The 22,633-nt window shown below is 67.8% G+C and carries 18 protein-coding genes; 7 read left to right on the top strand and 11 right to left on the bottom strand.

The annotated features are described in order from the left end of the window. Window positions 1–5: 5 nt before the first annotated feature. From AC07UK_RS18125 to def, 6 genes are all read right to left on the bottom strand, one after another. On the bottom strand, window positions 6–2,438 hold the full coding sequence (locus AC07UK_RS18125) for a sensor histidine kinase (protein WP_436222986.1): 2,433 nt from the start codon (window positions 2,436–2,438) through the stop codon (window positions 6–8). Then, the gene (locus AC07UK_RS18120; RefSeq protein ID WP_494686552.1) at window positions 2,435–3,328 is read right to left on the bottom strand and encodes a DUF4390 domain-containing protein; all 894 of its coding nucleotides are present in this window, start codon (window positions 3,326–3,328) and stop codon (window positions 2,435–2,437) included. Before AC07UK_RS18120 ends, AC07UK_RS18125 begins: the two co-directional genes overlap by 4 nt. A 9-nt stretch (window positions 3,329–3,337) precedes the next feature. Then, on the bottom strand, window positions 3,338–4,759 hold the full coding sequence (gene rsmB / locus AC07UK_RS18115) for a 16S rRNA (cytosine(967)-C(5))-methyltransferase RsmB (RefSeq protein ID WP_436222988.1): 1,422 nt from the start codon (window positions 4,757–4,759) through the stop codon (window positions 3,338–3,340). A gap of 132 nt (window positions 4,760–4,891) precedes the next feature. Continuing rightward, a complete protein-coding gene (gene htpX, locus AC07UK_RS18110) occupies window positions 4,892–5,752 on the bottom strand; it encodes a zinc metalloprotease HtpX (RefSeq protein ID WP_013958442.1) in 861 nt (286 codons plus the stop codon). 186 nt (window positions 5,753–5,938) lie between these two features. Then, entirely contained in the window at window positions 5,939–6,952 is a 1,014-nt protein-coding gene (gene fmt, locus AC07UK_RS18105; protein ID WP_494686553.1) for a methionyl-tRNA formyltransferase, read from the bottom strand. Between the two features lie 152 nt (window positions 6,953–7,104). After that, the gene (gene def, locus AC07UK_RS18100; RefSeq protein ID WP_013958444.1) at window positions 7,105–7,611 is read right to left on the bottom strand and encodes a peptide deformylase; all 507 of its coding nucleotides are present in this window, start codon (window positions 7,609–7,611) and stop codon (window positions 7,105–7,107) included. A 160-nt stretch (window positions 7,612–7,771) separates the two neighbouring features. On the opposite strand from def, the gene AC07UK_RS18095 reads away from it, so the two are divergent. The 4 genes from AC07UK_RS18095 to AC07UK_RS18080 all read left to right on the top strand — a co-directional run bounded on the left by AC07UK_RS18095 (window position 7,772) and on the right by AC07UK_RS18080 (window position 13,468). Continuing rightward, complete coding sequence (locus tag AC07UK_RS18095) at window positions 7,772–8,953, top strand: LysM peptidoglycan-binding domain-containing protein (RefSeq protein WP_494686554.1); 1,182 nt, start codon at window positions 7,772–7,774, stop codon at window positions 8,951–8,953. Between the two features lie 7 nt (window positions 8,954–8,960). After that, the gene (dprA, locus tag AC07UK_RS18090; protein ID WP_494686555.1) at window positions 8,961–10,160 is read left to right on the top strand and encodes a DNA-processing protein DprA; all 1,200 of its coding nucleotides are present in this window, start codon (window positions 8,961–8,963) and stop codon (window positions 10,158–10,160) included. A 68-nt stretch (window positions 10,161–10,228) separates the two neighbouring features. Then, window positions 10,229–10,633: a thioredoxin domain-containing protein gene (locus AC07UK_RS18085; protein WP_018312051.1), complete on the top strand. Its 405-nt coding sequence runs from the start codon at window positions 10,229–10,231 to the stop codon at window positions 10,631–10,633. A 147-nt stretch (window positions 10,634–10,780) separates the two neighbouring features. Continuing rightward, window positions 10,781–13,468, top strand: coding sequence for a DNA topoisomerase III (locus AC07UK_RS18080; RefSeq protein WP_436222992.1), 2,688 nt, complete (start codon window positions 10,781–10,783; stop codon window positions 13,466–13,468). A 73-nt stretch (window positions 13,469–13,541) separates the two neighbouring features. Here the strand turns inward: AC07UK_RS18080 and AC07UK_RS18075 are convergent, their stop codons facing one another. Then, window positions 13,542–14,489: a LysR family transcriptional regulator gene (locus tag AC07UK_RS18075; protein ID WP_494686556.1), complete on the bottom strand. Its 948-nt coding sequence runs from the start codon at window positions 14,487–14,489 to the stop codon at window positions 13,542–13,544. A 200-nt stretch (window positions 14,490–14,689) separates the two neighbouring features. Between AC07UK_RS18075 and AC07UK_RS18070 the strand changes: the two genes are divergently transcribed. Continuing rightward, window positions 14,690–14,944 (top strand): hypothetical protein, encoded by a 255-nt coding sequence (locus tag AC07UK_RS18070; RefSeq protein ID WP_494686557.1) that lies wholly within the window; start codon window positions 14,690–14,692, stop codon window positions 14,942–14,944. A 292-nt stretch (window positions 14,945–15,236) separates the two neighbouring features. Here AC07UK_RS18070 and AC07UK_RS18065 read toward each other — a convergent pair whose 3' ends face one another. The 3 genes from AC07UK_RS18065 to AC07UK_RS18055 all read right to left on the bottom strand — a co-directional run bounded on the left by AC07UK_RS18065 (window position 15,237) and on the right by AC07UK_RS18055 (window position 18,200). Next, complete coding sequence (locus tag AC07UK_RS18065; RefSeq protein WP_436222995.1) at window positions 15,237–15,689, bottom strand: YMGG-like glycine zipper-containing protein; 453 nt, start codon at window positions 15,687–15,689, stop codon at window positions 15,237–15,239. Between the two features lie 223 nt (window positions 15,690–15,912). After that, window positions 15,913–16,107 (bottom strand): YbdD/YjiX family protein, encoded by a 195-nt coding sequence (locus tag AC07UK_RS18060; RefSeq protein WP_013958452.1) that lies wholly within the window; start codon window positions 16,105–16,107, stop codon window positions 15,913–15,915. Between the two features lie 23 nt (window positions 16,108–16,130). Next, complete coding sequence (locus AC07UK_RS18055) at window positions 16,131–18,200, bottom strand: carbon starvation CstA family protein (RefSeq protein WP_436222996.1); 2,070 nt, start codon at window positions 18,198–18,200, stop codon at window positions 16,131–16,133. A 408-nt stretch (window positions 18,201–18,608) separates the two neighbouring features. Between AC07UK_RS18055 and AC07UK_RS18050 the strand changes: the two genes are divergently transcribed. Together AC07UK_RS18050 and AC07UK_RS18045 are read left to right on the top strand one after the other, a co-directional pair. Beyond that, the gene (locus AC07UK_RS18050) at window positions 18,609–20,015 is read left to right on the top strand and encodes a cache domain-containing protein (protein WP_494686558.1); all 1,407 of its coding nucleotides are present in this window, start codon (window positions 18,609–18,611) and stop codon (window positions 20,013–20,015) included. Further along, the gene (locus AC07UK_RS18045) at window positions 20,012–20,689 is read left to right on the top strand and encodes a response regulator (protein ID WP_114135480.1); all 678 of its coding nucleotides are present in this window, start codon (window positions 20,012–20,014) and stop codon (window positions 20,687–20,689) included. Before AC07UK_RS18050 ends, AC07UK_RS18045 begins: the two co-directional genes overlap by 4 nt. Window positions 20,690–20,749: 60 nt before the next feature. Here AC07UK_RS18045 and AC07UK_RS18040 read toward each other — a convergent pair whose 3' ends face one another. Further along, the gene (locus AC07UK_RS18040; RefSeq protein ID WP_436222998.1) at window positions 20,750–22,606 is read right to left on the bottom strand and encodes a phosphoenolpyruvate carboxykinase (GTP); all 1,857 of its coding nucleotides are present in this window, start codon (window positions 22,604–22,606) and stop codon (window positions 20,750–20,752) included. Window positions 22,607–22,633: the final 27 nt, after the last annotated feature.

Genomic DNA, 22,633 nt, shown 5'->3' with positions numbered 1-22,633 from the left:
ATTGACTATGTCAGTTTAACGAACAGGATCGAGATCTGTGCACCGACGATCTCCGCACCTTCCATGCGATTGCGCAACTCGATTCGCGCGCCGTGTTCGTCAATGATCTTCTTTACCATCGCGAGCCCCAGGCCCGTGCCCTTGGCTTTCGTGGTCACGTAGGGCTCGAACGCACGGCTCAGGATTCGTGGTGCAAAACCGGGACCATTGTCCGCAATGGTGAGCTTGACGGCCTGGCGGTTTTCGCCGGCAGAATCTTTGTATTCTACAGTCTCGGTGTGCAGAGTGATATGGGGCGCCGCCCTACCGGCCGCGACGTTCTCGGTGGCGGCATCCTGTGCGTTCTGCAGCAGGTTGTGGATGACCTGGCGCAACTGCGTCGGATCGCCCTTGATCTCGGGCAGCGCGGTGCCCAGCGTCGGATGGATCACCGGATGCTCGTGCACTGCGGGATCATCGATGCCGTACAGGTGCAGCACCTCCGCCACCAGGCTGTTGAGCTGCAGCGACTGCAGCACCGCTGGCGGCGTGCGCGCGTAGTCGCGGAAGTCATCGACCATGCGCTTCATCGCGGACACCTGGTTGACGATGGTGGCGGCGCCACGCTTGAGCACATCGGCGTCGGTGCCCTCGAGCTTGGGCGAGAGCTTCATCTGCAGGCGCTCGGCCGAGAGCTGGATCGGCGTCAGCGGGTTCTTGATCTCGTGCGCAAGGCGCCGTGCCACCTCGCCCCAGGCCACTGAGCGTTGAGCGGAAATCACATCGGAGATATCGTCGAACACGATCACGTAGCCGGGCTCATCGCGCTCGCCGCCGGGCAGGCGTGCGCCGCGCACCAGCAGCGTAAGCGGCTGCTCTTCGCCCTGCGGCAGTTCGATCTGCTTCTGCCAGTGCTCGGCGCCGCCCAGCACCTCGCTGGTGTTCTGGTCCGAGAAGGCCTGGCGCACGATCTCGCCGAACGGCCCCATGCCAGGGATCTGCTCAACCGGCAGGCCCAGCACCGCGCCGAGCGGCTGGCGGAAGATGCGCTCCGCGCCGGGATTGGCGGTAATCAGCACAAAACGGCGGTCGAACACCAGCACGCCGGCGGTCAGGTTCTGCAGCACGCTTTCCAGGTAGGCCTTCGATTGCTCCAGCGCGGTGCGGTTCTCTTCCACCGCCAGCCGCGCCTCGGCCAGCTGGCGCGTCATCTGGTTGAACTGCTGCGTGAGCATGCCGAGCTCGTCGCGGCTTTTCAGTTCGCGCTTGGGCGAGAGGTCGCCCTCGGCCACTTCCTTGGTCCCCTGCAGCAGCATCAGCAGCGGCCGCGCCAGTTGCCCGCCCAGCAGCAGCGCCAGCATCACCGCGATGAAGACGGCCAGGAACAGCGTCAGCGTCAGCGTGCCGATATACATCTTGCGCAGGCCGGTGCGGCCCAGCGCCTTCTCCTGGTATTCCTGGTACGCGCGCTGGACCTCGTCGGCATTGCGCGCGAGCACCGCCGGCACCGGGTGCAGCACCTGCAGGTAGCGCTCTTCGCGCACGGTCTCGCCGACCAGCCCGAAGCCGCTCGACGGCGATTCCTCCGGGCGGCGCTCCACGGACAGGCCGGAGCCGGCCCAGCGCGGCGGCTTGGCCAGCGCGCGCGGGGCGCTGCCGCCTGCCGCTTCATTCTGTGCGGTGGTTGGGCTTGCGCCCAGTGGAATGATCACGCGCAGCCGGTACAGGTGGCTGCTGTCGGCGCGCTCGGTGCTCGGGCTGCCGTCGCCCGACGGGTCGGTGCCGCCCTCCACCGCCGCGTAGCCACCGGCCAGCCGTGCCTGTTCGGCCAGCACGCCGGAAGGCAGGTCCGGCACCAGCGACGCATAGCTGCTGGACGCCGTGGCCAGCACGCGGCCGCTGCCGGTGAAGATGGCGGCTTCCTGGACGCCATACTGCTCGCGCAGGCGGTTCAGCTGCAGCGAGGTGGCCACGCCGGAGGCGCCGGCGAGCTGCTCGGCCATCAGGCGTGCCTTGACCTGCAGGTCGGCGAGCGAGCTGTCGATGGTGGCGCGGCCCAGGTTCAGGCCGGCCTCGAGCGCGGTTTCCACGCGCACGTCGAACCAGGACTCGATGCTGCGCGAGACGAACTGCAGCGAGACCAGGTAGATCAGCACGCCGGGCAGCACGCCCACCACGCCGAAGAACACGGCGAGCTTGGTCATCAGCCGCGTGCCGAACTTGCCGCGGCGATAGCGCAGCCACAGCGTCAGCGCCAGCGCACCCACGATCAGCACCAGCAGGGCGCCGATCACCAGGTTCACCTTGAACAGCAGCGTGAAATAGCGATCGAAGAATTCGGTGTTGGCCGATGCCCCGGCCAGCAGGCCCACCAGCACCAGCGCCAGGAAGACGATGATGCCGGCCACGACGCGGTACAGCACGCGCCGGAACCGGCTGTCCCACAGCGAGTTGTTCATGGCTGGCTCGATGCGGGCTGCACCAGCAGTGCGGGCGACAGTCCATACGACACCGTCTGCATGGTCAGGCCGCGCGAGTCAATGGCAGCGGCCGGCGCCGACGCAGGCGCGGGTACGGCGGGCGATGCCGGCAGCGCCGGCGATGCGGGGCCTGGGGCCGGCGCGGGCGGCGGCGGTGCTGCGGGCGGTGGCGGTGGCGGCGGTGGGTTCAGGTCCGTCGGCACCGTATAGACAAAGCGCCGCCAGTCGGAGGCCAGGTTCCATTCACGCGTGTTGACGGCGTTGATCTGGAACGGCTTGGGCAGTTGCGACAGGTCCAGCCGCATGCGCACTTCGGCGTGGTAGGTCTCGCCCGGCTTGACCGCATTGCGCTCGAACACGCGCCAGCCGCGCACGCGCTGGATGAACTGCAGCGCGCTCTTCAAGCGCGTGAATGGCAGCTGCAGGCCGCCGGTGGAGACACGGTACTGGCGCGTCAGCGGCTGGTACGACAGGCGCACGCTGCGGCTGGTGTTGACCGGCTTGTCGTCGAACCAGTACCAGCGCGAACGCGAGAGCTGGAAGTCGACCGCGAAATAGAGGGAGATGCCCTTGTGCAATGCGTCTTCCAGCACGGGCGGCAGGTCGAAGTCGAAGCTGGCGGCAAGCTCGAAGCCGCCATCCTGGAATTCGATGCGCGCGTCGGTGGCCTCGATGACCTGTGCGCGCGCAGCGGGCGGCAACCACAGTAGCGAGGCGAGCGCCAGCACCAGTGCAAACCACCACCGCGCCAGCAGGCCACGCCTGCCCGCGCTGCCGGGGCGCAGACTCGGGCACGCCTGGTCCGCGGCAGTGTCCACGTTCGTGTTCAACATGACGCGGAAGTCTGACAGGCGCGGCGTGCTCAGCATCGGATCAGATCAGGCGCGTTTCTGGAAGCGGGCGTAGAAGAAGCCATCGTGATCCGACGGCAGGCTGGTGCCGGCAGTGGCGTCCTCTTCGCCATTGGCACCGGCTGCTTGCGTGGTATGAGTGCCGGGCAGCAGCTGCCCCGGCGCCTGCAATCGTATCGCATCTGCCAGCTGTGCACCAAACCAGCGCGCCTGCTCCTCGCCTTCCGTTGGGAAAATAGAACAGGTGACATAGACCAGGATGCCGCCCGGTTTGAGCAGCGGCCACAGTTGCGAGACGATGCGGCGCTGCTCGGTGATGAGCTTGGCAATATCGGTCTCGCGGCGCAGCCAGCGGATATCGGGATGGCGCCGCACAATGCCCGAAGCGGAGCACGGCACGTCGGCCAGGATGCGGTCAAAGAGCTGGCCGTCCCACCAGTCGGCGGGCCGGCTGGCATCGCCGACCACGATCCTGGCCTGCTTGCCCAGGCGCGCCAGGTTCTCGCCGATGCGGGTGGTGCGCTGCGGGTCGCTTTCCACCGCGGTGACGTCGATATCGGCCAGTTCCAGCAGGTGCCCGGTCTTGCCGCCGGGCGCCGCGCAGGCATCCAGCACGCGCATGCCGTCGGCCACCTCGAGCAGCGGCGCGGCCAGCTGCGCGCCGGCATCCTGCACTGAGACCACGCCTTCGGCAAAGCCCGGCAACTGCGTCACCGGCACCGCGCGCACCAGGCGCACCGCCTGCGGGCCGACCACATGGCCAGCCAGGCCGGCGTTGGCAAGATCGGTCTGGTACTGCTGCACGGACACGCGCGCGGTGTTGACGCGCACCGTCATCGGCGGGCGCACGTTGGCGCTGGCGGCCAGGGCCATCCACTGGTCCGGGTAGGCCTCGCGCAGCATGCGCAGCCACCACGGCGGCAGGTTCCAGCGCGCCTGCTCGTCGCGGTTGACCTCGGCCAGCAGCGCCTTGCGTTCGCGCAGGAAACGGCGCAGCACCGCGTTGACCAGGCCGCGCGCATGCGCAGTCTTGGGTTCGGAGGCGGCGGCGCTGACCGCCTGGTCGACCACCGTGAAGGTGCTGTAGCCCGGGCGGCCGGAGTCCGCATCCTGGCGCGACTTGTCCGCGCTGTCCTGCTTGTCGCGCGGACCCGGCGCGTGCTCCAGCAGCAGCGCCAGCGCCACGGCCAGCAGCGAATCGACCTGCGCGCCCGGCGGGCGCGTGACCAGCTTCGTCACCAGTGCGCGTGCCGTGCCGAACTGACGCATGGTGCGATAGGCGATGTCCTGCAGCGCGCCGCGCGTGGCGGCATCGCGCACGCGGTCCAGGCGCAGCTGTGCGGCGGCGTCCTCGATCGCCTGGGGCAAGGCTGTGCCTTCGCTGACGGCGCGCACCGCGGTGGCGGCGCCAAGCATCTGGAAGGCAAGCGAATCGGGAGGCAGGCGCATATCGGTCAGGCAGCGGGTCAGGCGTTGGAATCGGGAAGCAGGCCGGCGCGGGCACAAAAAAAGCCCGCCGGTCCGTGCGGAACAGCGGGCAGTTTACCCTGTGCGGGGGCCCTGCCCCGGATTTCCGGCCGCTCAGGCGGGATAGGTGCCGGTCTGGGCCATCTGCATCAGGCGCGCGATGCGCTCCTCGGTGGCCGGGTGGGTCGAGAACAGGTTGGCAATGGCGCCGCCCGAGAGCGGGTTCATGATCATCATCTGCGCCGTGGCCGGATGTTCTTCGGCCGCCTGGAACGGGATGCCCTGGGCGTAGCGGTGGATCTTGTCCAGTGCGCTGGCCAGCGCCTGCGGGTCGCCGCTGATCTCGGCGCCGCCGCGGTCGGCCTCGAACTCACGTGCGCGCGAGATCGCCATCTGGATCAGCGATGCCGCCAGCGGGGCCAGGATTGCCACGGCAATGCTGGCGATCGGGTTGCTGCGGTTGCCGTTCTCGTCGCGCCCGCCGAAGAACATCGCCATATTGGCCAGCGCCGAGATCGCACCGGCCATGGTAGCGGCGATGGTCGAGGTCAGGATGTCGCGGTGGCGCACGTGCGCCAGCTCATGCGCCATCACGCCGCGCAGTTCGCGCTCGGACAGCACCCGCAGGATGCCGGTGGTGGCCGCCACCGCGGCGTGCTCCGGGTTGCGGCCGGTGGCAAAGGCGTTGGGCGCGTCTTCGTTGATCAGGTACACGCGCGGCATCGGCAGGCCGGCGCGCTGCGCCAGTTCCTGCACCATGCCGTAGAACTGCGGCGCGCTGCCGGCGTCGACTTCCTGCGCGTTGTACATGCGCAGGACCATCTTGTCCGAGAACCAGTAGGAGAAGAAGTTCATGCCCAGCGCAAGCAGCAGCGCCATCATCATGCCGCTGCGCCCGCCGATCATGCCGCCGATGACGATGAACAGCGCCGTGATGGCCGCCATCAGCATGAAGGTCTTGACCCAGTTGAACATTGCGGTGATCTCCGTGTAATCGTGAGCCGCGTCCCGGGGGAAAAGCGGACGCGATGACCGTTAGATAGGGGGCGATACCCGAAAATTCAACGGCTGTTCAACGGTTTCAGGGGGAGCCGTGGCCGGTCGCGCCCGCCGGGCGGTTCCGCCGGCACTTATGTTGCCATGTGCGGCAAAGGCCCCCGATCATGCCTGCTCGGCGCCGTTGCCGGGTACCGCGCAGCGCGTGCCCGGCGGCAGCGGCAGGCCCTGCAGGAACTGCTGCGCGGGCTGGCGGCGCCCGCCCGGCTTCTGTAGCTCGGTGACCTGCAGTGCGCTGCCGTCGCCGCAGGCGATGAGGACGCCGGCGGCGTCGGCCGCCAGCACCGTGCCGGGCGGATGCGGCAGGCTGCTGGCGGCGGCCAGCGGCACGGCCTGCCAGCACTTGATCACGGTATCGCCGACCTGCACCGTCGCGCCCGGGAACGGGTTGAACGCGCGCACCTGGTTGGCCAGCGCCGCGGCCGGGCGGCGCAGGTCCAGCGGCGCCTCGTCCTTGGCGATCTTCTCGGCGTAGGTGACGCCTTCGGCCGGCTGCGGCGTGGCGGCCAGCGCGCGGCCGGCGGCCAGTTCCTGCAGCGCTGCCACGGTCATGCGCGCGCCCAGCGCGGCCAGGGTGTCATGCAGCTTGCCGGTGGTGTCGTCCAGGCCGATCGGCACGGCCTCGCGCGTGAGCATGTCGCCGGTGTCCAGGCCTTCGTCCATCTGCATCAGCGTGATGCCGGTCTCGGCATCGCCCGCTTCGATGGCGCGGTGGATCGGCGCTGCGCCGCGCCAGCGCGGCAGCAGCGAGCCGTGGATATTCAGGCAGCCCAGGCGCGGCAGGGTCAGCACCTCGGCCGGCAGGATCAGGCCGTAGGCGGCCACCACCATCACGTCGGGGGCGGTGCCGGCGAGCGCGTCGATGGCCGCGGCGGCGTCTTCCGGGTACTTGCCCTGGCGGCGCAGCGAGCGCGGCTGCAGCACTGGCCCAAGGCCGCTGGCGGCGGCGAACTGCTTCACCGGGCTGGCCTGCAGCTGCATGCCGCGGCCGGCGGGGCGGTCAGGCTGCGTCAGCACCGCCACGACGGGAAAACCGGCGGCGTGGATGGCTTCCAGCGCGACGCGCGCGAACTCGGGCGTGCCGGCAAAGGCGACACGCAGGGGTCTGGCTTGGGACATGGCAGATTCCGTGGCCTGAAACAGAACCGGCCGCTATCGCGGCCGGTACTTTTGTTCTTCGGAAGTCATAAAGATAACAGACCCCGCGCGGGTGCCGCGCGCTGGCGCCGGGATTCCGGGCGGGCTGTTACATCTTTGTGGCAGGACGCCGCTTACATGCGGGTGCGCTCGCGCTTCTGCAGCCTGCTCTTGATGCGGTTGAGCTTGAGCGGCGACAGGTACTCGACAAAGACCTTGCCGCGCAGGTGATCGATCTCGTGCTGGATGCAGACCGCCAGCAGGTCGTCGGCTTCGAGCTCGAAGCTTTCGCCCTTCTCGTTGAGCGCGCGCACGCGCACCCGGTCGGGGCGCTCGACGCGGTCATAGACCTCGGGCACCGACAGGCAGCCCTCTTCCCACACCTTGCGGTTGTCGCTGGCCCAGATGATCTCCGGGTTGATAAAGACCTGGAGCTGGTCGCGCGTTTCCGAGACGTCGATCACCACCACCTGCTCGTGCACGTTGACCTGCGTGGCGGCGAGCCCGATGCCGGGCGCTTCGTACATGGTTTCAGCCATGTCCTTCACCAGCTGGCGGATACGGTCGTCCACCGCCGCAACGGGTTTGGCAACGGTGTGCAGGCGGGGATCGGGGTAGGTCAGGATATCGAGTTTTGCCATGATGCTCAGGCGCAACGCCGGCTGCTGCCGGCAACCGGACCGCGTTGCGGCGGCCGGTGTTTACATGCAGAATCGGGGCGCAAGTACAAAAATTCAAGGCGCGCCGCAACAGGCGCGCTCTCCCGGGTCAATCCGGCCGAACCACCGGCCGGTCAGGAAAATGCGCGATCTTACCAAAGAACACCAGGCGGCGTCGGGCCGCAGGCTGCACGCGTTCATCCCTAAGTTTGCTTGTGCGCTGCTGAGTGCCGCTGGCTTCACAGCCGCGGCCACGCTTCCGGCCCTGGCCGCGGACCTGACGGTCACGCCGGCACAGCAGGCCGAAGCCCAGCGCACGGCCCAACAGGGCATTCCCGTTTCAGAACTGTCTCCCAATGCGCCGTCGCAGTACACCGTGCGCATGGGTGACACGCTGTGGGGGATCTCGGGCCGCTTCCTGCGCCAGCCATGGCGCTGGCCTGAGCTATGGGGCATGAACCGGCAACAGATCCGCAACCCGCACCTGATCTATCCGGGACAGATCCTGTACCTGATCCAGCGCGACGGCCGTGCCTGGCTGTCGACCACGCCGGGCGGCAGCGGCACGGTGCGCCTGTCGCCGCAGATGCGCGGCGGCGCCACCGACGGCGCCGCCATCCAGAGCATCGCGGCTTCCGATATCGAGCCCTTCCTGATCCGCCCGCTGGTGGTCGACCAGGACACGCTGGCCACCTCAGCGCGCATCGTCGCCGTGTCCGAGTCGCGCGTCATCCTTGGCCGCGACGACACCGGCTACGCGCGCGGCATCCCCGCCGACGCGCCGCAAGGCAGCGACTGGCAGGCCTACCGCCCGGTCACCCCGGTGCGCGACCCCGTCACCAATGCCGTGCTCGGCTACGAGGCCGAATACGAAGGCAACGTGCGCCTGGCGCGGGGCGCTCAGGGCCCGGACGCGGTCTCGACCATGCAGGTCACGCAGGCCAGGCAAGAGATGGGCGTGGGCACGCTGCTGATGCCGCAGCCCGCGCGCGAAGCGCTGCGCTACGTGCCGCACGCGCCCGATACGCAGTTCGACGGCCGCGTGGCCAAGGTCTATGGCGGGGTCGAGTTCGGCGGCGCCAGGCAGGTGGTGGTGCTCAACCTCGGCAGCCAGGCCGGGGTGGAGCCCGGGCATGTGCTGGCGCTGTCGCGCACCGGCGAGACCGTGGCCGACAAGACCGACAGCAACCGCGCCATCCGCCTGCCTGACGAACGCTACGGCCTGGCCTTCGTCTTCCGCGTGTTCCCGGGGGTGTCGTATGCGCTGGTCACCGACGCCTCCAACGTGATCTCGGTCGGCGACCGGGCGACCTCGCCGCGCTGAGCCGGCCTTGGCGACATCGCAGGCGGCCCCGGCGGCCGCCGCTTCCCTTTGCCATGCCGGCGCTGCCGGGCAGGCCAACACGCGCGATCCCGACGAGCTGAAGGCGTGGCTGCAGCTCGCCTGTGCGCCCGGGGTCGGTCCGGTCACGGTGCGCCTGCTGCTGGCCGCATTCGGGCTGCCGCAACAGATCCTGGCGCAGAGCGCGGCAGCGCTGTCGTCCGTGGTCCCCAAGAAACACGCCCGCGCGGTGCTGGCCAGGCCCGGCACCGGGCTGCCGGCACTGGTCGAACGCACCCTCGCCTGGCTCGGCACACCCGGCAACCATGTGGTCACGTTCGGCGACGACACCTACCCTGCCCGCCTGCTCGACCTGCCCGACCCGCCGCCGCTGCTATATATCAAAGGCGATCCCGCGCTGCTGGCGCGTCCTTCGGTGGCCATCGTCGGCGCGCGCGGCGCCACCGAGCAGGGCAAGCGCGATGCGCAGGCCTTCGGGCGGGCGCTGTCCGAGTCGGGGCTGGCGGTGGTTTCGGGGCTGGCGCTGGGCGTCGATGCCGCCGCCCATGCCGGCGGACTGCAGGGCTGTGGCGGTACCGTCGCTGTTACGGGTACGGGGGCGGACCGGGTCTATCCGGCCGAGAACCTGGCGCTGGCGCACGAAGTGGCCGCGCGCGGCGCCATCGTCACCGAATTCCCGCTCGGCATGCAGGGCCTGCCCGCCAACTTCCCGCGTCGCAACCGCATCATCGCGGCCCTGGCGCGCGGGGTGCTGGTGGTGGAGGCCGCGGCGCGCTCAGGCTCGCTGATCACCGCACGGCTGGCGGCCGACCTGGGGCGCGAGGTATTTGCGGTCCCGGGCTCGATCCACGCGCCGCTGTCAGCAGGCTGCCACCTGCTGATCCGGCAAGGCGCGAAGCTGGTGGAGCGCGTCGAGGACGTGCTGGAAGAGATCAACCTGCTGCCGGCACCTGCCCGCCCTGCTGCCACGCGCGTTCCCGCGGCCGCGCCGGAGCAACCAGATCTTTCTGACTTTGCTGGCCACGCCGACCCCCTGCTGGCCGCTCTCGGCTACGATCCGGTTACGCTGGATGCGCTGTGCGAGCGCAGCGGCCAGCCCCCGGAAGCCGCCGCGGCGCGCCTGCTGGAACTGGAACTGGCCGGGCACGCCGAGCGTCTACCGGGAAACCTGTTCCGGCGGCTTGGGTGAGCCGCAGCGCAATACCGATACAATCGCCGGCAGCCCGCGTGCCGCGGGCGCCTCATGTTTCCGATGCCATGACCGTTTACTTTCCAGAACGTGACGCCGGCGCCATTGCAGCGTGCCTGGCGGCGCGGCCGCAGGGTCGCCTGGTGGCCTGCCTGTGCGCGCAGTGGTGCGGCACGTGCCGGGACTACCTGGCGGCGCTGACCGCGCTGGCCGCGCGCCATCCGGAGGATTGCTTCGTCTGGATCGACATCGAGACGCACGCGGATGCGCTTGGCGATATCGATATTGAGAATTTCCCGACGCTGCTGGTGCAGCCTGCGTCGGGGGGCACGCCCCAGTTCTATGGCACCCTGCTGCCGCACATCGAGGTGCTGGAACGCATGCTGAGCCGCGGTGCGGCGATGCCGGCGAGTGCCGAAGACGTCCCGCAGGTGCTGGACTGGTTGCTTGCCGGGGGGAGCAGCGCCGCGTAGGCGGCGCCAAGGGCGGCGGCGGAGCTTGCTTGCACCGCCGTTGAAAGCGCGCTTATTATTGGCGCCTCATAGCCCCCCGGCGTTCTGATTACTTCGTTTGTAGTGCAATTCGCGGGTTGCCGGATGCAGCTCGCAAGGACCCTTCCCATGTCAAAAGCCCTCATCATCGCGGAAAAGCCGTCGGTCGCGGCGGATATCGCCCGTGCCCTCGGGGGGTTTACCAAGCACGACGAGTATTTCGAGAGCGACGACTACGTGCTGTCCTCTGCCGTCGGCCACCTGGTCGAGATCGCCGCGCCGGACGAATACGAGGTCAAGCGCGGCAAGTGGAGCTTCGCCAACCTGCCGGTGATCCCGCCGCATTTCGACCTGCGCCCGATCGCCAAGACCGAGTCGCGCCTGAAGGTGCTGAACCGGCTGATCAAGCGCAAGGACGTCACCGCCCTGATCAACGCCTGTGACGCGGGGCGCGAAGGGGAACTGATCTTCCGGCTGATCGCGCAACAGGCCAAGGCCAAGCAGCCGGTGCGCCGGCTGTGGCTGCAGTCGATGACGCAGCAGGCGATCCGCGATGGCTTTGCCAGCCTGCGTGAAGACGAAGACATGCTGCCGCTGGCCGACGCCGCGCGCTGCCGGTCGGAGGCCGACTGGCTGGTCGGCATCAACGGCACCCGCGCCATGACCGCCTTCAACAGCAAGGGCGGCGGCTTCTTCCTGACCACCGTGGGCCGCGTGCAGACGCCGACGCTGTCGATCGTGGTGGAGCGTGAAGAGAAGATCAAGCACTTCGTGCCGCGCGACTACTGGGAAGTGCGGGCCGAGTTCATCGCCGCCGCCGGCCTGTATGAAGGCCGCTGGTTCGACCCCAAGTTCAAGAAGAGCGAGTTCGATCCCGAGGCGCGCGAATCGCGCCTGTGGAGCGAGGCCGAGGCCAAGAGCATCGTCGCCGCCTGCCGCGACAAGACCGGCACGGTCACCGAGGAATCCAAGCCGTCGACGCAGCAGTCGCCGGCGCTGTTCGACCTGACCACCCTGCAGCGCGAGGCCAACTCGCGCTTCGGCTTCTCGGCCAAGAACACGCTGGGCCTGGCGCAGGCCCTGTATGAAAAGCACAAGGTCCTGACCTACCCGCGTACCGATGCGCGCGCGCTGCCCGAGGACTACCTGGACACGGTCAAGCAGACCATGGACATGCTGGCCGACAGCTCGCCCAACTACCTGCCGCACGCCAAGAAGATCCTGGCGCAGGGCTGGGTCAAGCCGAACAAGAAGATCTTCGACAACAGCAAGATCAGCGACCACTTCGCCATCATCCCGACCCTGCAGGCGCCCAAGAACCTGTCCGAGCCCGAGCAGAAGCTGTACGACCTGGTGGTGCGCCGCTTCCTGGCGGTGTTCTTCCCGGCGGCCGAGTTCCAGGTCACCACCCGCATCACCGAAGTCGCCGGCCACCACTTCAAGACCGAAGGCAAGGTGCTGGTCAACCCGGGCTGGCTGGTGATATACGGCCGCGAGGCGCAGGGCGACAAGGACGCCGCCAACCTGGTGCCGGTGGCCAAGGACGAGAAGGTCAAGACCGACAAGGTCGAGAGCGTCGGCCTGACCACCAAGCCGCCCGCGCGCTACAACGAAGCCACGCTGCTGTCGGCGATGGAAGGCGCCGGCAAGCTGGTGGACGACGACGCGCTGCGCGAAGCCATGGCCGGCAAGGGCCTGGGCACGCCGGCGACGCGCGCGGCCATCATCGAAGGCCTGCTGACGGAAAAATACCTCGTGCGCGAAGGCCGTGAGCTGATCCCGACCGCCAAGGCGTTCCAGCTGATGACGCTGTTGCGCGGCCTGGGCGTGCTGGAACTGACGCAGGCCGAGCTGACCGGCGAATGGGAGCACAAGCTCTCGCAGATCGAGCGCGGACGCATGAAGCGCGACGAGTTCATGCTCGAGATCGCGCAGATGACGCAGCAGATCGTCAAGCGCGCCAAGGAATACGACAGCGACACCATCCCGGGCGACTACGCCACGCTGGACACGCCGTGCCCGCAATGCGGCGGGCAGGTCAAGGAGAACTACCGCCGCTTTGCCTGCACCGCGTGCGAGTTCTCGATCAGCAAGATCCCGGGCGGGCGCCAGTTCGAGATCGAAGAGGTCGAAGAGCTGCTGCTGAAGAAGGAAATCGGTCCGCTGCAGGGCTTCCGCAGCAAGATGGGCCGTCCGTTCGCCGCCATCCTCAAGCTGGGCAAGGACGACGAAGGCCATTACAAGATGGAATTCGACTTCGGCCAGAATGACGACGACAACGACGGCGAGCCGGTCGACTTCAGCGGCCAGGAGCCGGTGGGCACCTGCCCGAAGTGCGGCGGCTCGGTGTTCGAGCACGGCATGAAGTACGTCTGCGAGAACAGCACGACCAGTCCCAAGAGCTGCGACTTCACCACCGGCAAGATCATCCTGCAGCAGGAAATCAGCCGCGAGCAGATCGGCAAGCTGCTCACCGACGGCAAGACCGACCTGCTGACGGGGTTCAAGTCGTCGCGCACCGGCCGCAACTTCAAGGCCTTCCTGGTCAAGCAGCCGGACGGCAAGATCGGCTTCGAGTTCGAGGCGCGCGAGCCCAAGGCGGGCGCCAAGACGGCGGCCAAGACCACGGCCAAGGCGGCATCGAATGGCACGGCCGAGGCGGCGCCGGCAACCAAGACGGCAGCGAAGACCGCGGCCAAGACGCCAGCCACCAAGACGCCAGCCACCAAGGCACCGGCCAAGAAGGCGGCGGCCAAGAAGGCCCCCGCCAAGACCGCTGCGGCCAAGAAGTCGCGCGCGGCAGCCGCCGGCGAGTAAGCGTCAGCGCGTCACGGCAAAACGCCCGGCATCGCCGGGCGTTTTGCTTTGGGTGGCTCGGCCAGGCGGGCGCTCAGGTGCGCACGGCTTGCGCGCCGTGGCTGGCGGATGGCGCCGGCTGCGCTTCCTTGCCCCGTACCTGCCCTTCTTCGAGCAGGAAGTCGATAAAGGCGCGCACCTTGGTCGGCAAGAACTTGCGGCTCGGGTAGACCACGCTGACATCGCGCCGCGGCAGCTGGTATTGCGGCAGCACGTGCACCAGCTTGCCGGATTCGATATTGGGGCGCGCCAGGTAGGACGACAGCATGGCCACGCCCATGTCGGCCAGCGCCGCCTGGTGGGCCAGCTCGGCATTGCTGCACAGCAGCCCGGGGCGGATCGGCACGGTCACCTCGCCTTCCGGGCCCAGCAGCGTCCATTCGTGCTCGGCGCTGGGCAGGCGCATGGCGATGCAGCGATGGTTGCTAAGTTCGTGGGCATGGCGGATTGTCGCGTGCGCCGCCACATAGCCGGGCGACGCGCACAGGATCACTTCGGCCGACAGCAGCGGGCGCGCCACCAGGTGCGAGCCCAGGCCCAGGTCGGACAGCATCACGGCGACGTCGCGGCCTTCCTCGACGATATCGACGTTGCGGTCCGACAGGATCACGTCGAACACCACGTCCGGGTACAGCTGCTGGAAGCGCACCAGCAATTCCGGCAGCAGGTGCAGGCCGAACATCACCGGGGTGACCAGCCGCAGCGTGCCGGACAGCGACTGGCTGCGCGCCGTGACTACGCTTTCGGCTTCTTCCACGTCTTCCAGGATCTGCTGGCAGCGCTGCAGGTAGGTTTCGCCGGCGTCGGTCAGCGACAGGCTGCGGGTGGTGCGGTTGAGCAGGCGCGTGCCCAGATGACTCTCCAGGTCGGCCACGTAGCGCGTCACCACTGCGTTGGACATTTCCAGCTGCTGCGCTGCACGCGCGAAGCTTCCCAGTTCCACCACCTTGGAAAACACACGCATCGATTGCAGGCGATCCATGACACAGTCTCCTGGTTCTGCGCTGAATTCTTACGTAATCAGCCTATTTTATTGTTCGAATCAAAACTAATCATTGTGGATCCTGATATTTATTGATATGAGGGAAATGCCTAATATCTAGCCATCGGATGCCGCAATGCAACATAGTCTTTCGTCGAAGTGACGGCTCAGGCATCCACGCAATAGAGAAAGCCTGAATCATGAAAACCAACCGCTACGCCCTGATCGCTGTCGCCACCCTCGCCGCCGCCCTGTCGGCCGCACCGGCCTTTGCCAAGAACGGCAAGTTCGATGTGTTCACCGACGGCGCCAAGGTAGCCAAGTTCGATCCGTACACCGATGGTGCCCGCGCCGGCAAGTTCGACACCTACGCCGAAGGCGCCCGCGCCGGCAAGTTCGATACCTACGCCGAAGGTGCCAAGTACGACACCACTACCGATCGCGCGCCGCTGTAAGGCCGCCTGGCTGCCTCAGGCTCGCCTCCCCGGGCGGCCTGGCAGCGCGATCCCGGGGCCGCTTCCTCCCCTTGTGCGGCCCCGCCTGCTTCAAACCTGGTCTCCACAGGTCCTTGGGGGAGCGCCTTGCAGCCTCTCCGCCTTTATTGGAGAAGAAGCCCGCACCGATTCCGGTTGCGGGCTTCTTTGTTTCTGCATCCGGCGGGTTTGCGACCACTGGCTAATGATTATGCCAGACGCCGCAAAGGAAAAACGGGCCATGACGGCCCGTTTTGCTGACCCCTACGACTTCTTAGTCGTCGTAGTGGTGGTGATGGTGCTTGTGCTTCTTGCGCTTGTAGCTGCTGTTGTAATAGCGGCGGTCATTGTCGTACGAGTTGCTGCGCGAGACGTTGCCGCCCAGCGCCGCACCCGCGCCGCCGCCCAGGCCGGCGCCGATCAGGCCACCGGTGCGGCCGCCCATGGCGTTGCCAGCCGCGGTGCCGGCACCGCCGCCCAGCGCGCCGCCGATGATGGCACCGGTGCGCTCGCGGCGGTTGGAGGTCACTGCGCCACCGGCGCCGCCGCCTACTGCACCACCGATCACTGCGCCGGTGCTGCCGCCCAGCGCGCCGCCCACCGCGGCACCGGCGACGCCGCCGAGTGCGCCGCCCAGGGCGTTGTTCATGTCGCTCGCGACGGCCGGCAGCGCGCAGGCCGCCAGGGCGAGGGCAATGGTCAGGTTGCGAACGGGATGGCGAGTCATATCTTTTTTCCTCGAATTGCCATGATGTGTCGCAAGTGTAGAGAAGGAGCCGCACCCTTGCTGTAACCACCTGTAAAGCCCTGTAACCCACTACAGAAACGGTATCCGTGCATGACAAAAGCGCGGCAAACACGCAACACTTCATAAAAAGACAGGCGATCATGTGATCGCCTGTCTGCTTTTTACGCCGCCGGCCCGCAGGACGGTGGCGTTCAGCGTGTGCTCAGCAGCACTTGCCCTGCCCGCCGCCGTAGCGTGCCTCCTGGCGCTCGCGGAAGAAGGCCTCGTAGCTCATCGGCTCGCGGTCCGGGTGGGTGCTTTCCATGTGCGCGACATAGGTCTGGTAGTCGGGCAGCCCGACCATCAGCCGCAGCGACTGCCCAAGGTAGCGTCCCATGGTTCCGAGTTGTTCCAGCATGGCGGGCTCCTGTGATCCCTGGGTTACTGGGCCGAGGCGCCCGAAGGCAGCGGCTCGAACGGCGTTTCCCTGGCCGTCGGGCGGGCGGCGGCGCGTGCCTGCATCGCGGTCTTGAAACCGTAGAACACGATCGACAGCACCACCAGCATGAACAGCGCGCAAAGGCCGGCGTCCAGGTAGTCGTTGAAGACCACGCGGTGCATCTGCTCCATCGACTTGGCCGGGGCCAGCACCTTGCCTTCGGCAATGGCGGCGCTGAACTTGGCGGCGTGGGTCAGGAAGCTGACCTTGGGGTCGGCGTGGAACAGCTTCTGCCAGCCGGCGGTCAGCGTGCAGATCAGCAGCCAGACGGTCGGCACCAGCGTGACCCAGGCGTACTGGCCGCGCTTCATCTTGACCAGCACGCAGGTGCCCAGCACCAGCGCCACCGCGGCCAGCATCTGGTTGGAGATGCCGAACAGCGGCCACAGCGTGTTGATGCCGCCCAGCGGATCGACCACGCCCTGGTACAGGAAGTAGCCCCAGGCCGCCACGCACAGCGCGGTGGCGGTCAGGTTGGCGACCAGCGAGTCGGTCTTGCGCATCGACGGGATAAAGCTGCCCAGCAGGTCCTGCAGCATGAAGCGGCCGGCGCGGGTGCCCGCGTCGACGGCGGTCAGGATGAACAGCGCCTCGAACAGGATGGCAAAGTGGTACCAGAACGCCATCATGGCCTGGCCGCCCACCACCTGGTGCAGGATGTGGGCGATGCCCACCGCCAGCGTGGGCGCGCCGCCGGCGCGCGAGATGATGGTGTTCTCGCCGACATCCTTGGCGGTCTGCACCAGCACGTCCGGGGTGACCACGAAGCCCCAGGTCGAGACCGCCTGCGCCACCGCTTCCGGCGTGGTGCCGATCACGGCGGCCGGGCTGTTCATGGCGAAGTACACGCCCGGCTCGATTACCGAGGCGGCCACCAGCGCCATGATGGCGACGAAGGACTCTGCCAGCATCGCGCCGTAGCCGATAAAGCGCGCGTGCGACTCATTCTCCAGCAGCTTGGGCGTGGTGCCCGACGAGATCAGCGCGTGGAAGCCCGAGACCGCGCCGCAGGCGATGGTGATGAACAGGAACGGGAACAGGTTGCCCGACCACACCGGCCCGCCACCCTTGGCGAACTGGGTGAAGGCCGGCATCTTCAGCTCCGGCGCGACGATCAGGATGCCGACGGCCAGCGCGATGATGGTGCCGATCTTCAGGAAGGTCGACAGGTAGTCGCGCGGCGCCAGCAGCAGCCACACCGGCAGCACGGCGGCGATAAAGCCGTAGATGATCAGCATCCAGGTCAGCGCCTTGCCGTCGTAGGTGAACAGCGGCGCCAGCGTGGCGCTTTCATGCACGTACTGGCCGCCGATGATGGCCAGCATCAGCAGTACGAAGCCGATTACCGAGACCTCGCCGATGCGGCCCGGGCGGATGTAGCGCGTATAGATGCCCATGAACAGCGCGATCGGGATCGTCACCGCCACCGTGAAGGTGCCCCACGGCGAATCGGCCAGCGCCTTCACCACGATCAGCGCCAGCACCGCCAGGATGATGATCATGATCATGAAGCAGCCGAACAGCGCGATCATGCCCGGGATCGTACCCATCTCGGACTTGACCAGGTCGCCCAGCGAGCGGCCGTCGCGGCGCGTGGAGATGAACAGGACCATGAAGTCCTGCACCGCGCCGGCAAACACCACGCCGGCCAGGATCCACAGCATGCCCGGCATATAGCCCATCTGCGCGGCCAGCACCGGGCCAACCAGCGGGCCGGCGCCGGCGATGGCGGCGAAGTGGTGGCCGAACAGCACCGCCTTGTTGGTCGGCACGTAGTCCAGGCCGTCGTTGTGGCGCCAGGCGGGCGTCATGCGTTTGGGATCGAGCTGCATCACCTTGTCGGCGATAAAGCGGCTGTAGTAGCGGTAGGCGATCAGGTAGATGCAGAGCGCGGCAACCACGATCCACAGCGCGCTGACGGCTTCGCCGCGCGCCAGCGCGACGGTGCCGAAGGCAAACGCGCCGAGTACGGCGACGGCCAGCCACACCAGGTGTTCTCCGATGCGATTCATAGTGAAGGTCTCCTCAGACCGGATTTCTTGGATAGCCTGCGGCGGCGAAGGACTGGTAACAAGCAACTGGCAGGATCGGCAGCGGGGGGTGCGCCGACGGCGGGCAGCGGGGGCAATCCGGCGGTGAGGGTGTCTCCTGGGATAGCTGCTGCGCGCCCGGTTGTGTCGTCGTTTCCGGATCTCGTCTTGCAGGCAGGCGATGCACCGTCCGGGTGTGTCCGGTGCACCAACTGCGTCGACACGCGCGCCCTGCTGGGGCGGTGGCGTGTCCGGCGTGTAGTATTGACACCCGCCAAACCCCGCACAAGCGCGTAACTACGCAGCACTTCTGCGTAGTACTACGCAAATCGACGGTGGCATGCCGCCTGCGCGGCATCGGTGTTTACCCCCGGGTCCTCCCGCTCCTGTATGAAACTCCGCCAGAAGATCCTGTTGCTAGCCGTGGCGCCACTTGCGGTCGCCATGCTGGGCATCGCGCTTGCCGTGCGCTTCCAGGCCACGCAGCTCGCGCAGCATGAACGCGCGCTGGTCGAGGCCGCCTACCTGCAGAGCAAGGAAACCGAGCTGCGCCACTACGTAGAACTGGCACAGAGCGCGATCGCGCCGCTGGTGCGCTCCGGGCGCAGCGACGCCACCACCCGGCAGGCTGCGATGGAAGCACTTGCGCGCCTGGACTACGGCCCCGACGGCTACTTCTTCCTGTACGACCTGCAGGGCCGCAACCTGATGCATCCGCGCCAGCCCGAGCTGGTCGGCCAGGACCTGTGGACCATGCGCGACCCCCAGGGCGCGCTGACCATCCAGCAGCTGATCGCCGCGGCCAGGAATGGCGGCGGCGCGGTGCGCTACCTGTGGAAAAAGCCCTCGTCGCAGCAGCTTGCCCCCAAGCTCGGCTACGTCGTGGCGGTGCCCGAATGGGGCTGGATGCTCGGCACCGGCATCTACCTGGATGACGTGGAAAGCACGCTGCGCCAGCTGGATGCGCGCGCCGAGACCGATATCCGCGCGACCATGGCCTGGATCGGCATGATCGCCGGCATCAGCATCCTGCTGGTCGCCGCCAGCGGCCTGGCGCTGAACGTCAGTGAGCACCGCGAGGCCGACGCCAAGCTGCGCCAGCTGGCGCAGCGCGTGGTGCAGTCGCAGGAAGAAGAGCGCGCCCGGCTCTCGCGCGAGTTGCACGACGGCATCAGCCAGCTGCTGGTGTCGGTCAAGCTGGTGCTGGAAACCGCCACCAACCGCCTGCGCCTGGCCCCGGCCGAAGGCGCCGCGGTGGCGCCGGTGCTGGGCATGGCGCTGAACCGGCTCGATACCGTCTTCAATGAAGTGCGCCGCGTGGCGCGCAACCTGCGCCCCGCCCTGCTCGACGACCTGGGCCTGTACGCCGCGCTGCAGCACCTGGCGCGCGAGATGCAGGGCGGCAGCGGGCTGGAGATTGCGGTGACCCAGAGCGGCACCCCGCGTGAACTGCCCGACGAGCAGGCCACGGCGCTGTTCCGCATCGCCCAGGAAGCCTTGACCAACGTCGAGCGCCATGCGGGCGCGCGCCGGGTCGCGGTGGCGCTGGCCTTTGATGCCGATGCCACGCGCCTCACCGTGCGCGACGACGGGCATGGCTTCGACGTGGCGCGCATGCAGGAGGACCCGCAGCGCGGCATCGGCCTGCGCAACCTGCGCGAGCGCATCGCCGCGCTGTGCGGGCAGTTCGACATCGTTTCGGGCATGGGCGGCACCCAGCTGGTCGCTTCACTGCCGCTGTCCAGGCCTGCGGCCATTGCGCACGATCCCGTTTCCGCAGGACCCTCGCCGTCATGACCCAGTCTTTTGCCGATTCCATGGAAGTACCCGCCCGCGTATTGCTGATCGATGACCACGCGCTGGTGCGCGACGGCATGCGCATGCACCTGGCGCTGCAGCCCGGCCTGCGCGTGGTGGGCGAGGCCGACGACGGCGAAGCCGCGCTGGCGTGGCTGGACCGCGCCGGTGCCGCCGAGCTGCCCGACCTGGTCATCACCGATATCGGCATGCGCGGCATGGGCGGCATTGCCCTGGCCGCGGCGCTGCATGACCGCTATCCGGAACTGGCGGTGCTGATCGTGTCGATGCACGACAACCTGGAGTATGTGCGCCAGGCGGTGCGCGCCGGCGCGCGCGGCTACGTGCTCAAGGACGCGCCCGCCGACGAGCTGATGGCGGCGATCCAGTCCGTGCTGGCCGGACGGGTCTTCTACAGCGCCCGCATTGCACGCGGCATGGCCGAGCAGAGCCCCGCCGCAGGGCCGCTGGATGCGCTGACGCCGCGCGAGCGCGACATCCTGCGCGGTATCGGGCGTGGCCTGGCCAACAAGGAGATCGCCGCGCAGCTGGGGGTATCCGTGCGCACGGTGGAAACGCACCGGCTGAACCTGAAGCGCAAGCTTGGGATCGAGGGGCGGGCGGGTCTGGTGAAGTATGCGGTGGAGACGCTGGGGGATAGCGAGAGGGAATAAAAAAACGCCCGTCTCTGCAGAGACGGGCGTTTTTATCGCAAGCTGCGCGAACCGTGGCGATCAGCCGTCCAGCCGCTTGCCCAGCGCCGCGCGCACTTCGGCCAGCGCCTGCGGCAGCCGATGCCGCAACTTGGTGAACAGCTCGTCATGCAGCGCCAGCTCCTGCTGCCACGCATCGCGATCGATCGAAGTCACCTGCGTGAACTGCGCCGGCGTGAAGTCCACGCCATTCCAGTTCAGGTCCTCGTAGCGCGGGGTGGTGCCGAACACGTGCTCGGCGCCCTGCCCCTTGCCTTCCACGCGGTCGATCATCCACGACAGCACGCGCATATTGTCGCCAAAGCCCGGCCACACGAAGTTGCCGTCGGCGTCCTTGCGGAACCAGTTGACGCAGTAGATCTTCGGCAGCTTCGCGCCCGCGGCTTCCAGCTTCTGGCCGAGTTGCAGCCAGTGGCCGAAGTAATCGCTCATGTTGTAGCCGCAGAACGGCAGCATGGCGAACGGGTCGCGGCGCACCACGCCCTGCTGGCCGGCGGCTGCGGCGGTGGTTTCCGAACCCATGGTGGCGGCCATGTAGACGCCTTCGGTCCAGTTGCGGGCCTCGGTCACCAGCGGCACGGTGGTCGAGCGGCGGCCGCCGAAGATGAACGCATCAATGGGTACGCCGGCCGGGTTGTCCCAGTTCTCGTCGATCGACGGGCACTGCGAGGCCGGCGCGGTGAAGCGGGCGTTCGGGTGCGCGGCCTTGGCGCCGGTGGCCTTGGCGATTTCCGGGGTCCAGTCCTTGCCCTGCCAGTCGACCAGGTGCGCGGGCGCTTCCTTGGTCATGCCTTCCCACCATACGTCGCCGTCATCGGTCAGCGCCACGTTGGTGAAGATGACGTTTTCCTTGAGCGTCGCCATCGCGTTGAAGTTGGTCTTCTCGCTGGTGCCCGGGGCCACGCCGAAGTAGCCGGCTTCCGGGTTGATGGCGTACAGGCGGCCGTCCTGGCCCGGCTTGATCCAGGCGATGTCGTCGCCGATGGTGGTGACCTTCCAGCCCTCGAAGCCCTTGGGCGGGATCAGCATGGCGAAGTTGGTCTTGCCGCAGGCCGACGGGAAGGCCGCTGCCACGTGGTACTTCTTGCCCTCGGGCGAGGTCACGCCCAGGATCAGCATATGCTCGGCCAGCCAGCCTTCATCGCGGCCCATGGTCGAGGCAATGCGCAGCGCGAAGCACTTCTTGCCCAGCAGCGCGTTGCCGCCGTAGCCCGAGCCGAACGACCAGATCTCGCGCGTTTCCGGGAAATGGACGATGTACTTGGTCGGGTTGCACGGCCAGGCCACGTCCTGCTCGCCGGCGGCCAGCGGCTTGCCCACGGTGTGCACGCACGGCACGAACTCGCCATTGGTGCCCAGGACGTCGTACACCGCGCGGCCCATGCGCGTCATGATGCGCATATTGACCGCCACGTACGGCGAATCGGACAGTTCCACGCCAATATGGGCGATCGGCGAGCCCAGCGGGCCCATCGAGAACGGCACCACGTACAGCGTGCGGCCGCGCATGCAGCCCTCGAACAGGCCGTTCAGCGTCTGGCGCATCTCGGCGGGTTCGGTCCAGTTGTTGGTGGGGCCGGCGTCTTCCTGCTTTTCGGAGCAGATAAAGGTGCGATCTTCCACCCGCGCCACGTCCGACGGGTCCGACAGTGCCAGGAAGGAATTCTTGCGCTTGGCCGGGTTCAGCCGCTTCATGGTGCCGGCGGCGACCATCTGCTCGCACAGGCGGTCATACTCTTCCTGCGAGCCGTCGCACCAATAGATATGGTCGGGCTTGGTCAGGGCGGCGATTTCAGCGACCCAGGCCACCAGCCTGGGGTGCTTGACCCAGGCCGGCGCATTGACGGGCGCCGTACCTTGCATCGTGGGGTGGTTCATACTGCAGACTCCAGATTCGTAAAGGGA

The organism is Cupriavidus sp. GW821-FHT07C08, assembly GCF_059419025.1.
This window is presented reverse-complemented; position numbering and strand designations above follow the sequence as displayed.

Coding starts and splice junctions, on each gene's coding strand:
- AC07UK_RS18125 (WP_436222986.1), bottom strand. CDS start 2,438: ATGAACAACTCGCTGTGGGACAGCCGGTTCCGGCGCGTGCTGTACCGC.
- AC07UK_RS18120 (WP_494686552.1), bottom strand. CDS start 3,328: ATGCTGAGCACGCCGCGCCTGTCAGACTTCCGCGTCATGTTGAACACG.
- rsmB (WP_436222988.1), bottom strand. CDS start 4,759: ATGCGCCTGCCTCCCGATTCGCTTGCCTTCCAGATGCTTGGCGCCGCC.
- htpX (WP_013958442.1), bottom strand. CDS start 5,752: ATGTTCAACTGGGTCAAGACCTTCATGCTGATGGCGGCCATCACGGCG.
- fmt (WP_494686553.1), bottom strand. CDS start 6,952: ATGTCCCAAGCCAGACCCCTGCGTGTCGCCTTTGCCGGCACGCCCGAG.
- def (WP_013958444.1), bottom strand. CDS start 7,611: ATGGCAAAACTCGATATCCTGACCTACCCCGATCCCCGCCTGCACACC.
- AC07UK_RS18095 (WP_494686554.1), top strand. CDS start 7,772: ATGCGCGATCTTACCAAAGAACACCAGGCGGCGTCGGGCCGCAGGCTG.
- AC07UK_RS18085 (WP_018312051.1), top strand. CDS start 10,229: ATGACCGTTTACTTTCCAGAACGTGACGCCGGCGCCATTGCAGCGTGC.
- AC07UK_RS18080 (WP_436222992.1), top strand. CDS start 10,781: ATGTCAAAAGCCCTCATCATCGCGGAAAAGCCGTCGGTCGCGGCGGAT.
- AC07UK_RS18075 (WP_494686556.1), bottom strand. CDS start 14,489: ATGGATCGCCTGCAATCGATGCGTGTGTTTTCCAAGGTGGTGGAACTG.
- AC07UK_RS18070 (WP_494686557.1), top strand. CDS start 14,690: ATGAAAACCAACCGCTACGCCCTGATCGCTGTCGCCACCCTCGCCGCC.
- AC07UK_RS18065 (WP_436222995.1), bottom strand. CDS start 15,689: ATGACTCGCCATCCCGTTCGCAACCTGACCATTGCCCTCGCCCTGGCG.
- AC07UK_RS18060 (WP_013958452.1), bottom strand. CDS start 16,107: ATGCTGGAACAACTCGGAACCATGGGACGCTACCTTGGGCAGTCGCTG.
- AC07UK_RS18055 (WP_436222996.1), bottom strand. CDS start 18,200: ATGAATCGCATCGGAGAACACCTGGTGTGGCTGGCCGTCGCCGTACTC.
- AC07UK_RS18050 (WP_494686558.1), top strand. CDS start 18,609: ATGAAACTCCGCCAGAAGATCCTGTTGCTAGCCGTGGCGCCACTTGCG.
- AC07UK_RS18045 (WP_114135480.1), top strand. CDS start 20,012: ATGACCCAGTCTTTTGCCGATTCCATGGAAGTACCCGCCCGCGTATTG.
- AC07UK_RS18040 (WP_436222998.1), bottom strand. CDS start 22,606: ATGAACCACCCCACGATGCAAGGTACGGCGCCCGTCAATGCGCCGGCC.